The organism is Streptococcus sp. V940 (genome assembly GCF_054353495.1).
The window spans coordinates 717,480-733,948 of record NZ_JBTHHZ010000001.1 but is presented as its reverse complement, the minus strand read 5'-3'; the positions used below and the strand labels follow the sequence as shown (position 1 = coordinate 733,948).

Below are 16,469 nucleotides of genomic sequence, written 5' to 3'. Positions count from 1 at the left end.
CAATCAGAGACAGAATCTTCTGTTAAATCATGGTATAATAAAAGGTAATGACAAAAACAAACGAGGCAGAGATGAAACTACTTTATACCGATATTCGGACTTCTTTGACAGAAATCCTAACCAAGGAGGCTCAGGGACTTGTCGCCCAAGGCAAACGAGTCTTTTATATTGCCCCTAACTCTCTTTCTTTTGAAAAGGAACGCGCCGTGCTGGAGTGCTTGAGTCAGCAGGCTTCTTTTGCTATCACAGTCACGCGCTTCGCTCAAATGGCTCGTTATCTGGTCTTAAATGATATTTCTGAGAGGTCTAGTCTCGATGATATTGGTCTCGGTATGGCTTTCTATAAGTGTCTGTCCGAGATTGACCCTAAGGATTTACGTGTTTACGGGGGAATTAAGCAAGATCCGCAATTCATCCAGCAACTGATTGAGATTTATCACGAAATGACAACTGCAAAGATGAGTTTTTTGGACTTGGAAAGTTTGACAGATGCTGATAAACGCTCTGATTTACTCTTGATTTTTGAAAAGATAACAGCGTATTTAAATCAAGGTCAAGTTTCACAAGGAAGTCCATTATCCTATCTGATTGATGCTATCGAAGAAAACAAGGTAAGTAGTGATTTTAGTAAGATTGCACTAGTCATTGATGGTTTCACTCGTTTTTCTGCAGAAGAGGAACACCTAGTGGATTTGCTTCATCGTAAGGGTGTTGAAATTATCATTGGTGTATATGCAACAAAGAAAGCCTATAATAGCCCTTTTAGTGAAGGTAATCTCTATCAAGCCAGTGTTGAGTTTCTACGTCATTTAGCTTTTAAATATCAGACCAAGGCAGAAGATGCCTGTCAAGAACATGAAAATCTTGATGCCTTTGCCAAAGCCTCAAGACTTCTCGAAAGTGCTTATGATTATTCTGAAATCAGCATCGATGTGGATGATAAGGATAGAGAAGATTTGCAAATTTGGTCTTGTCTGACACAAAAAGAAGAGCTGGAGCTCGTTGCTCGTAGTATTCGCCAGAAATTGCACCAAGAAGCTAATCTAAGCTATAAAAATTTTCGTATCTTACTAGGAGATGTAGAGTCTTATAAACTGTCCTTGCAGACTATTTTTAATCAATATCAGATTCCCTTCTATCTAGGGAAGAGTGAGTCTATGGCCCATCATCCTTTGACTCAATTTGTAGAATCTGTGGGACGACTCAAACGTTACTATTTCCGTCAGGAAGATTTGATAAATCTCTTACGAACTGGCCTATACACGGACCTTGCTCAAGAGGAAATCGATAGCTTTGAACAATATATCCGCTATCTAGGGATTGATGGTCTTTCAAACTTTAAACAAGAATTTACGAAAAATCATCATGGGAAATTTGATTTAGAAAAATTAAATGAGCTTCGTCTCCGTGTTCTAAACCCACTAGAAGCTCTGTTATCCAGTCGTAAGCAAAAAGTTGAAAATATCCTTACAAAATGGAACAACTTTTTGAAGGATGCATCTGTGACCAAGCAATTACAATCCTTATCTGAAACCATGAAAGAGGCAGAGCAAGAAAGACAAGAGGAGGTCTGGAAAGCATTTTGTCACGTAATGGAGCAATTTGCTACCGTATTTGAGGGGACTCAGGTTACTTTAGATGATTTCTTGGCTCTTCTTCATTCAGGGATGTCCTTATCAAATTATCGTACAATCCCAGCAACGGTAGATACGGTTCTGGTGCAAAGTTATGATTTGATTGCGCCTTTGACTTCTGATTACATCTATGCAATTGGCTTAACCCAGGATCATCTACCTAAAATCACCCAAAATACCAGTCTTTTGAGTGATGAAGAAAGAGAAGTTTTAAACCAAGGTACTGAAGATGGCTCTCAACTATTGATTGCTAGCCATGAAAATCTTAAGAAGAATCGCTATACCATGCTTTCTTTGGTAAACTCTGCTAAGAAGCAATTGGTATTATCGGCACCAAGTTTGCTCAATGAAAATGAGAGTAAAGAGTCAGTTTATCTGAAAGAATTGCAGGATTTTGGTTTTACCAAGATTGAAAAGAGAATCGATCGAAAAAACCTATCAAAGGATGATATTGGTTCTTATCACAGTCTTTTGTCTAGCCTCGTTGCTTATCACCAGCAAGGTGAGGCGGAGACAAGTGAGCAAGACTTGACCTTTATCAAGGTTCTAGCTCGTGTTATGGGGAGAAAATTAGAAGATCAAGGTCTTGATAATCCTGTCCTACCGACAAGTCCAAAAAGTAAGACTTTATCTAGTGAAACTTTAGAAGCCTTGTATCCTCAAGAACAAGATTTTTATCTATCAACTTCGGGGTTAACGGAGTTTTATCGAAATGAATACAGTTATTACCTTCGTTATGTATTAGGTTTGCAGGAAGAATTGCGTCTACGTCCTGATGCGCGAAGTCATGGGAATTTCTTGCATCGAATCTTTGAACGGGCAATGAAACTTCCTGTGGATACATCTTTTGATCGCCGCTTGGAACAAGCAATCTCTGAAACTAGCCAGGAACGAGAGTTTCAAGCTATTTATCAAGAAAGTTTGGAAGCCCAATTAACCAAGGAAGTTCTTTTAGACGTTGCGCGTGCTACAGGACACATTTTGCGTCACAATGCTGAAATTGAAACCATTCAGGAAGAAGCAGTCTTTGGTGGTAAGGAACAAGCTTTTGTTCAGTTAGATAATGGCAGAAATGTCTATGTCCGTGGTAAAGTTGACCGCATCGATCGCTTAAAGACCAGTGATGCTATCGGTGTTGTCGATTACAAATCATCTCTAACTCAGTTTAACTTCCCTCTTTTTTATAACGGTCTTAACTCGCAATTACCGACCTACTTAGCAGCGCTTAAAAAAGAAGGAAATAGAGACTTTTTCGGTGCTATGTATTTAGAGATGGCTGAGCCAGTTCAGTCCTTACAAGCTGTTAAAACTCTTTCAAAGGCTTTAGCGGAAACTTCTAAGAGTATGAAATATCAAGGGCTATTTCTTGAAAAAGAGATACAGAACCTTGGGGAACTATACAATAAAAATAAGACCTATCAGTTGTCTGATGAGGAATTCCAGTTATTGCTGGACTATAATGCCCTTATTTATAAGAAAGCTGCAGAGAAGATTTTATCGGGTAAATTTGCTATCAATCCTTATACAGAAGACGGTAGAAGTATTGCTCCATATGTCCAACAATATCAATCTATAACAGGATTTGAAGCCAATTACCATCTGGGTCAGGCTAGATTGTTAGACAAGGTCGCTAAGAGCAATGATAAGGAAACATGGTTTAATAAAATAAGAGAGGAGTTAGAGCGATGAAATTTTTATCCCAAGAAGAGATTGAAAAATTGCAAATAGCAGAAGCGAAGTCTGACAAAAAACCTAAGAAAACTGCTGAGCAAATTCAAGCTATTTACAGTTCTGGTCAAAATATTTTGGTCTCAGCTTCCGCTGGCTCGGGAAAAACCTTTGTCATGGCTGAACGAATTCTTGATCAACTAGCACGTGGTGTAGAAATTCGCCAACTCTTTATCTCAACCTTTACGGTAAAGGCAGCAACTGAATTAAAAGAACGCTTGGAAAAGAAAATCAGCCAACAAATCCAAGAGACTCAGGATCTGGATCTAAAAAAACACCTCGGCAGACAATTAGCTGATTTACCCAATGCTGCGATCGGAACTATGGACTCTTTTACTCAGAAGTTCCTGGCTAAACATGGCTATCTCCTTGACCTCGCTCCAAACTTTCGCATTCTTCAGAATGAAAGTGAGCAACTCCTTTTAAAAAATGAAGTCTTTCGGCAAGTTTTCGAAAGTCACTACCAAAGTCAGGAACAAGAACAGTTTAGTCAGCTAGTCAAGAACTTTGCAGGAAAAAGCAAGGATGCGCGTGGATTGCGTAAACAGGTCTATACGATTTATGAGTTCTTGCAATCCACTAGTAATCCTCAGGCATGGCTAGAGCAATCTTTCTTAAAAGGCTTCGAAAATGCTGATTTTACCATTGCTAAAGAAAAACTAGCAGAGGATATAAAGGAAAAACTCTGGGATTTAGAAAGCTTTTTCCGTCATCATTTAGAGAATGATGCCAATGAATTCGGAAAAGCAGCCTACTTAGAATCTGTCCAACAAGTTCTTGATGAAATAGGAACTTTAACGCCAGAATCAACTTTTAAGCAATATCTAGAAGTTTTAGAGCGTGTTGTGAGTATTTCTAAGGATAAGGGTGGTCGTGCTCTTACAAATGCTAGTCGTAAGGCTGAACTTCAAGCTCTAAAAGAAGCCTACAACCAAGAGAGAAAAGTCAAGTTTGAAAAGCTAATTGCACTAAATGACCAAATTACTTTAGTAAAATTTCAGGAAGACTATCATCAAGAGTCTTGGGACTTGGCAAAGACTTTCCAAGTTTTCATGAGTGATTTTGTTGATGCCTATCGAAAGCGTAAACGTGAAGAAAATGCCTTTGAATTTGCTGATATTAGCCACTATACCATTGAGATATTGGAAAACTTCCCTCAGGTACGACAAGAGTATCAGGAACGTTTCCACGAAGTCATGGTCGATGAATACCAAGACACCAACCATATCCAAGAAAAAATGTTAGAACTCCTCTCAAACGGTTCTAATCGTTTTATGGTGGGCGATATTAAGCAGTCTATTTATCGTTTTAGACAGGCAGATCCCCAAATCTTCAATGAAAAATTCCACAGCTTTGCTCAGGATGACAAAGAAGGTCAATTAATACTACTCAAGGAAAACTTCCGTAGTAGTTCAGAGGTTCTAGACGCTACTAATGACGTCTTTAAGCATCTTATGGATGAGGAAGTTGGAGAGATATCTTATGACGGCATGCATCAACTTGTTTTCGGAAATACTGATTTACACCCAGATCCAGAAAACAAGGCAGAAGTGCTCTTATATGATAAGGATGATGAGGGCGATTCTAAGGAAGAGGAAGAGTTTTCGACCAACAAATTAACTGGTGAAACGCGAATGGTCATTAAGGAGATATTGCATCTTCATAATAATAAAGGTGTACCTTTCAATGACATTGCTCTCTTAACTGCCAGCAGAAGTCGTAATGATCAGATTTTACTTGCTTTGTCGGAATATGGCATACCAGTTAAAACGGATGGCGCTCAAAACAATTATTTGCAATCTTTAGAAGTGCAGGTTATGTTGGATACTCTTCGTGTTATCCATAATCCTCTACAAGATTTTGCTATAGTAGCTTTAATGAAGTCTCCTATGTTTAGCTTTGATGAGGATGAATTGGTTCGTCTAGCTCTTCAAAATTCTGAGGATAAGGTTCAAGAGAACTTTTATGAAAAATTAGTCAATGCTCGAGCAAAAACTAGTCCTCAAAATGTGTTGATAACATCTGAACTCCATAAAAAGCTTAGTCTTTTCATGGAAACTGTTGATGCTTGGCGTTTGTTCTCAAAAACGCATTCACTTTATGACCTTATTTGGAAAATCTATAGCGAACGTTTCTACTATGATTATGTTGGTGCTTTGCCAAATGGTCAGGCTAGACAGGCCAATCTTTATGCCCTAGCACTACGAGCTGACCAGTTTGAAAAGAGTAATTTTAAAGGTTTATCGCGTTTCATAACTATGATTGATCAAGTCTTGGAAGCTAAGCACGACCTTGCTAGTGTCATTGTAGCTCCACCTAAGGATGCTGTCGAGCTGATGAGTATTCATAAGAGTAAGGGGCTTGAATTTCCTTATGTCTTTATTCTCAATATCGATCAGCAGTTTAACAAGCAAGATTCCATGTCTGATGTTATCCTAAGTCGAAAAAACGGCCTTGGTCTTAAGTACGTAGCTAGAGTAGCTACAAATGCAAAAGAGGAATATCTTCCATCAACGATTAAGTTATCCATCCCAAGCTTGACTTATACTCAAAATGAGGAAGAGCTCCAATTAGCAAGCTATTCTGAGTTGATGCGTTTACTTTATGTAGCCATGACTCGTGCTGAGAAAAAACTCTATCTAGTCGGAAAAGGATCTCGTGAAAAGTTGGAGTCTAAAGTATTCCCGACAAATGGGAAAGGTCTTTTGACTCGTGAAACTAGACTTGATGCTCAAAATTTCCAGGACTGGGTTTGGGCAATCTATCAGGCCTTTTCTAAAGAGGACTTACACTTTAGTGTGCGATTTGAAGGTGAAGAACAACTGACCAAAGAAGCTATCGGAGAATTGGAAAATAGAAGTCAACTTCAAGACCAATCCCAAGCAAACAATCGTCAATCTGATACTATTAGGGAAGCTTTACAAATGCTAAAAGAAGTGGAAATCTATAATGAAATTCACCGTGCAGCAATCAATCTTCCAAGTGTGCAAACACCAAGCCAGATTAAAAAGTTCTATGAACCAGTCATGGATATGGAAGGTGTAGTAGTAGCTGGTCAATCTAAACCAGAAGAAACTATGATTCAGTTTGAACTTCCAGACTTCTCCAAGACAGAAAAAGTCACTGGAGTTGAAATTGGTAGTGCTACTCATGAGTTGATGCAACGAATCAACCTTTCTCAGAAGCCAAGTATAGAAACTCTGGAAGAAGCTTTAGAACAAGTGCAAGCAAGCTCAGCTGTTAAAGATAAAGTGAATCTAGAAAAAATCTTGTCTTTGTTTGATACAGATCTTGGTCAAGAGATTCTTGAAAACCGAGATAAACTTTATCGAGAACAACCTTTCTCAATGTTAAAACGCGATGATAAGAGTCAGGAAGATTTTGTTGTCCGTGGAATCTTAGATGGTTATCTCCTCTATGAGGATAAAATTGTTCTCTTTGACTACAAGACGGATCATTATGAATATCCAAGTCAACTGATTGAACGTTATAGAGGTCAATTATCTCTATATGCAGAAGCTTTGTCTCGTTCTTATCAAATAAATAAAGTTGAAAAATATTTGATCTTACTTGGTAAAGATTTGGTTGAGGTGGTCGCAGTTAACTAATCTTGTAAAAACTATTGCCTTAATGGCAGTAGTTTTTATTTATTTTCAGTTATGGTATACTAGTTTTAGAAAAGGATGTAAAAGAATCTATGTCAAAAGAAATCGATATCGAATACTATCACCAATTAGCTTTACAAAAGCAAAAAGAGCATCGTAAATTTCTTGGAAATCTGAAAAAGAAAGCTCCAAAAAACCTAGATAAAATTGCCCTTGAAATTCACCAGGAAGTGTTTGAAGAAATTGATTGTACAGCCTGTGCTAACTGTTGCAAGAGCCTTGGACCAGACTTTAAAGAGGCAGATATCACACGAATCGCTAAGTATTTTAAAATGAAATTACCAGCCTTCGAAGACGAATTTATACGGATGGATGAAGACGGTGATAAAATCTTTAAATCAATGCCGTGTCCATTTCTAGGTGGTGACAATCTATGTTCTATCTATGATGTTCGTCCTAAGGCTTGCAGAGAATTTCCACATACTGACCGAAAAAAGATTTATCAAATCAATAACTTGACTATCAAAAATACTTTAACCTGTCCCGCGGCTTATCTCTTCGTTGAGAAATTAAGAGATAAAATAGAATAAAAAGTTTATTTTATAGAAAATTCTACCCTCGACTACACTTGACGCCCCCTATTAGAAATAGGGGGCGGATTTGTTGTCCTAGCTCTTCTATCGATTTTTATAAATCCTATTCGAATAAAGAAGAATGTTAGAAAGGTGGAAGTTTAGATATACAATAAAAAGGTAGTCGTTCATATCATGTTCGACTATTTTTTAGGACTTTTGTTTCTATAATGTTTTAATAATATTACAACTTTCTTTCTTCTTAAATATCTTACTTTTATATTTGAAATTATCATGTATAATAAAATGGATAATTATCGTCTTTGAAACGATAACCAAGAAGTATAAAATATAGAGATTATAAAGTTGAAAGGATAAAATCATGAAAAAAATACTGCTAGCAAGTACAGTTGTTCTTTCCATGGTAGGGATTTCAAAAACAACAGTATTAGCGGAGGAAAACCATGCTACAAACAAAGTACAAAATTCAGAAAAAACTGTAGCAAATGGAACGAGTAAGGAAGCTAAAGAGAAAAAGCAAGCTCAAGGTCAAGAGCAAAGCGATAAAGAGAATCAAAACGAAAAAAGCTATCAGACAGAAAAAGCTTCTTCTCAATCTATTCAGAATCAAGAAACAGCCGTGACCAAGGATAACTCTTCAACAGAAGAAATTACTGAAGAGGTTAACAAAGAAGGTTGGCAAAAAGAGAATGGTCAATGGCGTTATTATGAAAATAAAAAGGCTGTCAAAAATTGGAAGAAGATTGCTGGAGTTTGGTATTATTTTAACCAGGATGGTACCATGCTTAGCAATACTGTCTTTAACGACTATCTTTTCAATAAGAGTGGAGCCTTAGCTGAATCATCATGGGTAAAACTTGAAAATAAATGGTATTATGCGACTGAAGAAGGAAAAGTAACTCGAAATAAATGGGCTAGTATTTCTGGAGATTGGTATCGTTTTAATCAAGACGGTATCATGCTTAGTAATGCCATTTACGAAGACTATTTGTTCAATAGTAGTGGAGCTCTAGCAATTAACAATTGGTCTAAAATTGGTGACAAATGGTACTATGGTAATCAAGATGGGAAAATTCTTCGTAATAAGTGGGAAAAAATTAAGAACATCTGGTATTACTTTAACCAAGACGGAACCATGCTCAGTGATACGATTTACAAAGAGTATCTTTTTAATAAGAGCGGTGCATTAGCCGAATCTTCATGGGTTAAGATTACTAATAAATGGTATTATGCTGATGCATCCGGTAAAATAACTCGTAATAAATGGGAAAAAATTAAAGACCGTTGGTATTACTTTGATGCGGAAGGTGTAATGGAAAGTAGCACCTGGAAAAAGAAATACTATTTAAAAGATAGTGGTGCTATGGCACAAAGTGAATGGATTTTCGACAAACAGTACAATAGCTGGTTCTACTTAAAATCAGATGGGACTTATGCTGAAAATCAATGGCAAGGGTCCTACTATCTTAAATTAGGTGGCCATATGGCCAAAAGTGAGTGGATTTTTGATAACTCATACAATGCTTGGTATTATCTGAAAGAAGATGGACTATATGCTACTGGAACTCTTAAAATCAAAGGTAAAGATTATAGTTTCGAGAATAATGGAAAATGGATCTCTAATCCATCTACGTCAACTTACTATAAGGTAAAACCAATTATAGCCTATGTATATAGTGCCTCTGGTAGTAGACTTAGCTATATTTCACAAGGTTCTATCGTGGCTGTTTCTGCCTCAGGAGCTCAAGGAGAAAGACTACCAGTTCAGATTTCTGGACTTTCAGGCTTTATGAATAAGAGTGACCTTGTAGCTGTGAATGCAAGTGACGAGTTTATCCCTCATTATACGAGTGACGGTCGTTATATTTACCACGAGTTATCACCATATACAAGCGTTCGTGTAGCACCTCATAGTTCATCTATGGCAATTGGTAAAAAATACTATTCAGCCGATGGCATTAACTTTGATACCTTTAAAGTGGAAAATCCATTCCTCTATAGAGACTTAAGAAAGCCAACCAATTATACCGCAGCTGAACTTGATAAAGTTTATTCTCTCATGAATATAAACGGAAGTCGTCTCGCAGGTAAAGGAGCTGTCTTTAAGGAAGCAGAAAAACGTTATCAGGTCAATGCACTCTATCTCATGGCTCACAGCGCTCTAGAAAGTGCATGGGGACGTAGTCAGATTGCTAAGGATAAGAATAACTTCTTTGGTATTGCTGCCTATGATACAACTCCATATGATTCAGCAAAGAGTTTTGACAATGTCGACAAAGGAATCTTGGGGGCAGCTAAATGGATCCGAGAGAATTATATTGATGAAGGTAGAACTCATCTTGGTAATAAATCATCTGGAATGAACACTCTTTACGCTTCTGATCCATATTGGGGTGAAAAGATTGCAAGTATCATGATGACTATCAACAGTAAACTTGGTGAAAAGGATTAAAATATTTTAAAATCGATGACCATAAAATGGTTATCGATTTTTATTTTTAATCATACAAAAAGGATTTACTTTTTAAAAGTAAATCCTTTTTGAACTTCTAATCAAACCTAATCTCTAATTTAGAATTAGTCTTTTTTTGATTTATGTAGAAATGCTACCAAAATAATGGATGAAATTAAAGTTACAAAACCAATGATAGTAACTAATGTTCCTTTAACTTCTCCAGTTTTAGGAAGTCCAGGTTTATCATTTGTTGTAGTTACTGTAGTTTTAGGCTCTTCTCCAGTAGTTGTTGTGGTAGTAGTGCTTGTTGTAGTTGAAGTAGTCTTAGATTCTTCAGTGGTTGTAGTTGAAGTAGTTGTAGTTGAAGTAGTCTTAGGCTCTTCAGTAGTTGTAGTTGAAGTAGTCTTAGGTTCTTCAGTGGTTGTAGTTGAAGTAGTCTTAGGCTCTTCAGTGGTTGTAGTTGAAGTAGTTGTAGGTTCTTCAGTAGTTGTAGTTGAAGTAGTCTTAGGTTCTTCAGTGGTTGTAGTTGAAGTAGTTGTAGGTTCTTCAGTAGTTGTAGTTGAAGTAGTCTTAGGTTCTTCAGTGGTTGTAGTTGAAGTAGTTGTAGACTCTTCAGTCGTAGTTGTGGTAGTAGTTGTAGACTCTTCAGTTGTAGTTGTTGTTGTAGAAGTAGTTTCTTCCTTCGGATTCACAATCGTTTTGGTCACTGAATGGTCTGCACCAAAATCTTCAACATTAACCACAGTATCAGCTTCTTTGATGATATGACCTGAAGGGGCTTCAATTTCAGTTAAGATATATTTATCTTTTAAGAGTTTTCCAACGGCAATATTACCATTTTCGTCTGATTCAAACTCACCGATAACTTGATTATTAGCTTGACGAACAACTCTAAACTTAGCACCTTTAAGTGGTTGGTTAGCATCATCGACTTTATGAATGTTGATTGAGTAAACATAACCAAGACCAGCACCACCAGCAATTTGAACGGCAGCAGCATTAGTTACATTTTTGCTTTCAATACCTAGACCTTTAAGAGTTGCTTCATTTTTCAAGACTTCTCCGTCGGCAGGGTCGTAATTTAAACGAACATTATAAGAAATACGGTATTGGTCATTTTCAGTAACATCACCTAAATCAATAACAAATGATTGACCATCTTCGCTAATTGTAATCTTATGCTGGTCTGTTACATCAACTCTATCAGAGAATACCCATTCACCAGCATCATATGAGAATTTACCTTTAATAATTTTAATGCTATCTTTTTCGTAGGAAGCATTCGTAAATTGCAAGTGATCCTCAATTGTAACATTCTTAATATTTTGTTTTGTACGATTGACTGAAATTGTATATTGGACTTCCCTTTGGTCACCTGCGTTTACCCAACTAGTCTTTGTTAATAGTCTAGGATTTCCATCACCGACACCAGTAAATGTAACTTTACCGCCAAATTTTGTTTCTTTGTTAATGGTGATTTCTACTGGTATTTCACCTTTTTCTGGGTGTTTTTTGAAATCGATACGAGCGTAAAAGAAGAATGATCCACTTGTATCAGAGTGTTTTTCGACATAATCTGTATAGGTAATTGTAATGGATTTATTGTCTGGGTTTACATCAGCATTAGCTATGATTTCTTTTGTATTGATATCACGAATTTTAAAGGAAGCTGAAGTAATCATTAAAGCATCTGGAACTGTAACTACAGTTGAATCCCCTGCTTTAACATTCTTTCCAGACAAATCGTAATCAGCGTTGATTCGGAAGGTTGCCCACTGTTGCAAATCCCAGTTAAGGTCTCCACCTTCATTATTTGATACTTTAACATTTTTGATTGTATCTACAAATTTTCCAGATACTGAAACCTCAGGAGTTTCAGCAAATGTTTTATTCAAACTAAATACAAAGACAGTTGTCAATAAGCATATCAAAAATGAGAAAATACTAAACTTTTTCTTTTTATTCATCATATACATCCTTCTTATAAATTAAGATAGTTTCTAAATATAATATAAAGTAGCGTCAATCACTAATTGAAAGACGAGTTAGTTATATAGGTTCATTTTATAGACAAACTTTAACCAAGCCTCCTCCTAGTCTAACACTAAAACTCTCCTATAACGTGAATTATATCACAATAAAATATTGACATCAATGTTTAAGGTGTCAAATTATTATAAAAATTTAACTTTTTTAAAATATTATAATTTTTATGTTTTCAAGGGATGTAAAGTATAGAAATATGCTAACATTTCTAGGAAATTGGGAATATTAAATGTCAGTATTTAATTTAAATTACGAACTATATTTCTATAATATTTCAGAAATTTAATATATTTTCGTAATACTAGACTGTGAATTTTTGGCTGTAAAGTTTAACCTTTTCCTTCAATTTTCATTCATTTTAAAATACTTATTTTGTTAAAAGTTATGTTTGTGCTATACTTTTAATTATATAGAAACTATGAATGCAGGATAATAAATAGATGACTTATAAATTTTTACTCTTCGACCTTGATCATACCTTGCTTGATTTTGATACTGCTGAGGATGTTGCTTTAACGCAACTTCTAAAAGAAGAAGGTGTTGCTGATATTCAAGCCTATAAAGATTATTACGTTCCGATGAATAAGTCTCTCTGGAAGGATTTGGAAGAGAAAAAGATTACAAAACAAGAACTAGTCAACACACGATTTTCAAAATTGTTTTCGCATTTTGGAATTGAAAAGGATGGCGTATACTTATCTGAACGTTATCAGTTTTATTTAGCTCAACAGGGGCAGGTATTTTCTGGGGCCATGGAACTCTTAGATAGCCTTATTGATCGTGGTTATGAACTCTACGCTGCCACCAACGGGATAACTACAATTCAGACAGGTCGTATGGCTCAATCAGGTCTTGCTCCCTATTTCAACCAAGTCTTTATCTCAGAGCAGTTGCAAACTCAAAAACCTGATGCACTATTCTATGAAGAAATTGGTCAACAGATTGCTGGATTTAGTAAAGAAAAGACGCTGATGATTGGAGATTCCCTAACAGCTGATATTCAAGGTGGAAATAATGCTGGCATCGATACCATCTGGTATAATCCTCATCATCTGGTAAATAAGAGCTTAGCCCAGCCAACTTATGAAGTCGACTCTTATCAGGCTCTGCTAGAACTCTTAGATAAACTGTAAAAAGTGGTTTCCATAGCCACTTTTTGCTATAATAGAGGCAGTAAGAAAGAAGGAATAGATAACGATGTTAAGGGCAGAACTTTCTCTTTATGAACCATTGTATACACTAAAGGAAGTTGATCAAAATATCTGGATAGTAGATGGTGATTTGATTCAAATGGACATGAAGATCTTCAAACTTCCTTTTCAGACACGTATGACGGTGATTAAGTTAAATGATGGCAAACTTTGGATTCATTCTCCTATTGCGCCAAATGAGAAACTTTTCACTGAACTGGATGCTTTGGGTAAAGTCGCTTATCTGATTTCACCAAATAAAATTCACTACGCCTATATTGCAGATTGGAAACAAAGATATCCTCATGTGCAAGCATTATCTAGTCCAGGAGTAGAAGAGAGAGCGAAAAGTCAGAAAGTCAAGGTTGTATTTGATGCTCCCTTAACAGATAAGGCTCCTGACTTATGGTCCGATGAGATTGATCAACTCATTTTTAGGGGAAGTTCAGTCATTGAAGAGGTGGTGTTTTTTCATAAATCAACTAAAACACTGATTGTGACAGACCTCATAGAGAATTTTGAACCGGAAAAGATAGCTAGTCCAATCCGCAGAAGATTCTATCGTTTAGATCGTGTAACATCCCCTGATGGACAAACTCCTATCGATTATCGGATTAATTTCATAGGAAGACAAAGGGAAGCAAAGACTTCCTTTTCCCGTATGTTAAACTGGAAACCTGATAAGATCATACTTGCACATGGTTTATGCTTTTTTAAAAATGGTACGGATGAATTAAGACGTGCTTTTCGATGGATACGGTAAAGGAGAAAAAGCTATGCAACACTCATCTTGGCACGCCTTGATTAAGGAGCAATTACCTGAGGGTTATTTTGGGAAAATCAAACAGTTTATGGAGCAGGTCTATGCGCAAGGAACTGTATACCCGTCTAAGGAAAAAGTTTTTCAGGCTCTGTTAACAACACCACTTGAAGAGGTTAAAGTGGTGATTCTTGGTCAAGATCCCTATCATGGGCCTGGTCAAGCTCAGGGCATGAGTTTTTCTGTTCCAGATAATATCCCAGCGCCACCTTCCTTGCAAAATATTCTTAAAGAGCTTGCTGACGATATTGGAGTTAAAGCCTCCCATGATTTGACAGCTTGGGCGGAGCAGGGTGTCTTGCTTCTTAATGCTTGTCTTACAGTTCCGGCAGGACAGGCCAACGGTCATGCTGGTCAAATATGGGAGCCTTTCACGGATGCCGTGATTAAGGTTGTCAATAATTTAGATAGACCAGTAGTATTTGTCCTCTGGGGTGCTTATGCACGTAAGAAGAAGTCCTTGGTTACAAATCCTCAGCACTTGATTATCGAATCAGCTCACCCGAGTCCTCTTTCCGTTTACAGAGGATTTTGGGGTTCCAAGCCTTTTTCCAAGGCCAATGCATTCTTAAAAGAAATAGGACAAGAGCCAATTGATTGGCTTAGATAAGGAGAGAATATGCCTCAGTTAGCGACGATTTGCTACATTGATAATGGAAAAGAATTGCTCATGCTTCATCGCAATAAAAAGCCTAATGATGTCCATGAAGGAAAATGGATCGGTGTAGGTGGAAAGTTAGAGCGTGGAGAAACTCCACAAGAATGTGCTGCCCGCGAAATTTTAGAAGAAACAGGATTGAAGGCTAAGCCAGTTCTCAAAGGTGTAATCACCTTTCCTGAGTTCACACCAGATTTAGACTGGTACACCTATGTGTTTAAGGTGACGGAGTTTGAGGGTGATTTAATTGACTGTAATGAAGGGACTTTAGAATGGGTTCCTTATGATGAGGTTTTAAGCAAACCAACCTGGGAAGGAGACCATACCTTCGTTGAGTGGCTTTTAGAAGATAAACCATTCTTTTCAGCCAAGTTTGTTTATGACGGTGATAAGTTATTGGATACCCAAGTGGATTTCTACGAATAAAGGAGAAAGCAGATGTTACTAATTAAAAATGGTCGAGTAATGGATCCTAAGTCTGGTTTGGATCAAGTGTGTGATGTCTTGGTTGAAGACGGTAAAATTGTCAAAATTGCACCACAAATTAGTGAAAAAGATGCAGAGGTTATTGATGCAACTGGTCATGTAGTTGCGCCCGGTTTGGTGGATATCCATGTTCATTTCCGTGAACCTGGTCAAACTCATAAAGAAGACATTCATACAGGTGCCCTTGCAGCTGCTGCTGGTGGATTTACAACTGTCGTTATGATGGCTAATACCAATCCAACTATCTCTGACGTAGAGACCTTGCAAGAAGTTCTTCAGTCAGCAGCTAAGGAAAGAATTAATGTCAAGACTGTTGCAACGATTACAAAGAACTTTAATGGCCAAGATTTGACAGACTTTAAGACGCTTTTAGAAGCTGGAGCTGTAGGTTTTTCAGATGATGGTATTCCGCTTGAAAGCAGTAAAGTGGTCAAGGAAGCTATGGAAGAGGCTAAAAAACTTAACACCTTTATCAGTCTGCACGAAGAAGATCCTGGACTGAATGGTACGCTAGGTTTTAATGAAAATATTGCTAAAGAACACTTCCATATTTGTGGCGCTACAGGGGTTGCAGAGTATGCAATGATTGCACGTGATGTCATGATTGCCTATGCAACAAAAGCCCATGTTCATATCCAGCATTTGTCCAAGGAAGAGAGTGTCAAAATTGTGGAGTTTGCTCAAAATATGGGAGCAAACGTAACTGCAGAAGTAGCACCGCAACATTTCTCTAAGACTGAAGCGCTCCTCTTGACTAAGGGAAGTAATGCTAAGATGAATCCACCACTTCGCTTGGAGTCTGACCGCCGTGCAGTTATCGAAGGACTCAAGTCAGGTGTCATTTCAGTCATTGCGACTGACCACGCGCCTCACCATGTAGACGAAAAGAATGTCGAGGATATCACCAAAGCTCCTTCAGGTATGACAGGACTGGAAACTTCATTGTCACTCGGTTTAACTTACTTAGTCGAAGCTGGTGAGCTAAGCTTGATGGAATTATTAGAAAAAATGACAGTAAACCCAGCAAAATTGTATCATTTTGAAGCAGGTTATTTGGCTGAAAATTGTCCAGCTGATATTACCATTTTCGATGATAAAGCTAACCGAATTGTGGACACACATTTTGCTTCTAAAGCATCTAATTCACCATTTATCGGTGAAACTTTAAAAGGGCAGGTAAAATACACTATTTGTAATGGACAGATTGTCTATAAATACTAGATGAAATACTGCTCTATAAAATTTAAATTTAGA

At 37.1% G+C, this 16,469-nt stretch carries 10 protein-coding genes; 9 read left to right on the top strand and 1 reads right to left on the bottom strand.

Annotated elements, in window-relative coordinates:
* Positions 1–71: 71 nt before the first annotated feature.
* The 4 genes from rexB to ACXYSM_RS03690 all read left to right on the top strand — a co-directional run bounded on the left by rexB (position 72) and on the right by ACXYSM_RS03690 (position 10,012).
* A complete protein-coding gene (gene rexB / locus ACXYSM_RS03705) occupies positions 72–3,323 on the top strand; it encodes an ATP-dependent nuclease subunit B (protein ID WP_458634700.1) in 3,252 nt (1,083 codons plus the stop codon).
* A complete protein-coding gene (gene addA / locus ACXYSM_RS03700; RefSeq protein WP_458634403.1) occupies positions 3,320–6,970 on the top strand; it encodes a helicase-exonuclease AddAB subunit AddA in 3,651 nt (1,216 codons plus the stop codon). The genes rexB and addA overlap by 4 nt, the downstream gene beginning before the upstream one ends.
* Positions 6,971–7,059: 89 nt before the next feature.
* Positions 7,060–7,557 (top strand): YkgJ family cysteine cluster protein, encoded by a 498-nt coding sequence (locus ACXYSM_RS03695; RefSeq protein WP_458634402.1) that lies wholly within the window; start codon positions 7,060–7,062, stop codon positions 7,555–7,557.
* Between the two features lie 364 nt (positions 7,558–7,921).
* A complete protein-coding gene (locus ACXYSM_RS03690) occupies positions 7,922–10,012 on the top strand; it encodes an N-acetylglucosaminidase (protein WP_458634401.1) in 2,091 nt (696 codons plus the stop codon).
* Between the two features lie 125 nt (positions 10,013–10,137).
* Here the strand turns inward: ACXYSM_RS03690 and ACXYSM_RS03685 are convergent, their stop codons facing one another.
* Complete coding sequence (locus ACXYSM_RS03685; protein WP_458634400.1) at positions 10,138–11,982, bottom strand: Ig-like domain-containing protein; 1,845 nt, start codon at positions 11,980–11,982, stop codon at positions 10,138–10,140.
* A 519-nt stretch (positions 11,983–12,501) separates the two neighbouring features.
* Here ACXYSM_RS03685 and pynA point away from each other — a divergent pair.
* The 5 genes from pynA to ACXYSM_RS03660 all read left to right on the top strand — a co-directional run bounded on the left by pynA (position 12,502) and on the right by ACXYSM_RS03660 (position 16,436).
* On the top strand, positions 12,502–13,194 hold the full coding sequence (gene pynA, locus ACXYSM_RS03680; protein ID WP_458634399.1) for a pyrimidine 5'-nucleotidase PynA: 693 nt from the start codon (positions 12,502–12,504) through the stop codon (positions 13,192–13,194).
* A 64-nt stretch (positions 13,195–13,258) separates the two neighbouring features.
* A complete protein-coding gene (locus ACXYSM_RS03675) occupies positions 13,259–14,014 on the top strand; it encodes a DUF4336 domain-containing protein (RefSeq protein WP_458634398.1) in 756 nt (251 codons plus the stop codon).
* 13 nt (positions 14,015–14,027) lie between these two features.
* The gene (locus ACXYSM_RS03670) at positions 14,028–14,681 is read left to right on the top strand and encodes a uracil-DNA glycosylase (protein WP_458634397.1); all 654 of its coding nucleotides are present in this window, start codon (positions 14,028–14,030) and stop codon (positions 14,679–14,681) included.
* A 9-nt stretch (positions 14,682–14,690) separates the two neighbouring features.
* Entirely contained in the window at positions 14,691–15,155 is a 465-nt protein-coding gene (locus tag ACXYSM_RS03665; protein WP_001135768.1) for an NUDIX hydrolase, read from the top strand.
* Positions 15,156–15,167: 12 nt separating this feature from the next.
* Positions 15,168–16,436, top strand: coding sequence for a dihydroorotase (locus ACXYSM_RS03660; RefSeq protein ID WP_458634396.1), 1,269 nt, complete (start codon positions 15,168–15,170; stop codon positions 16,434–16,436).
* Positions 16,437–16,469 lie beyond the last annotated feature (33 nt).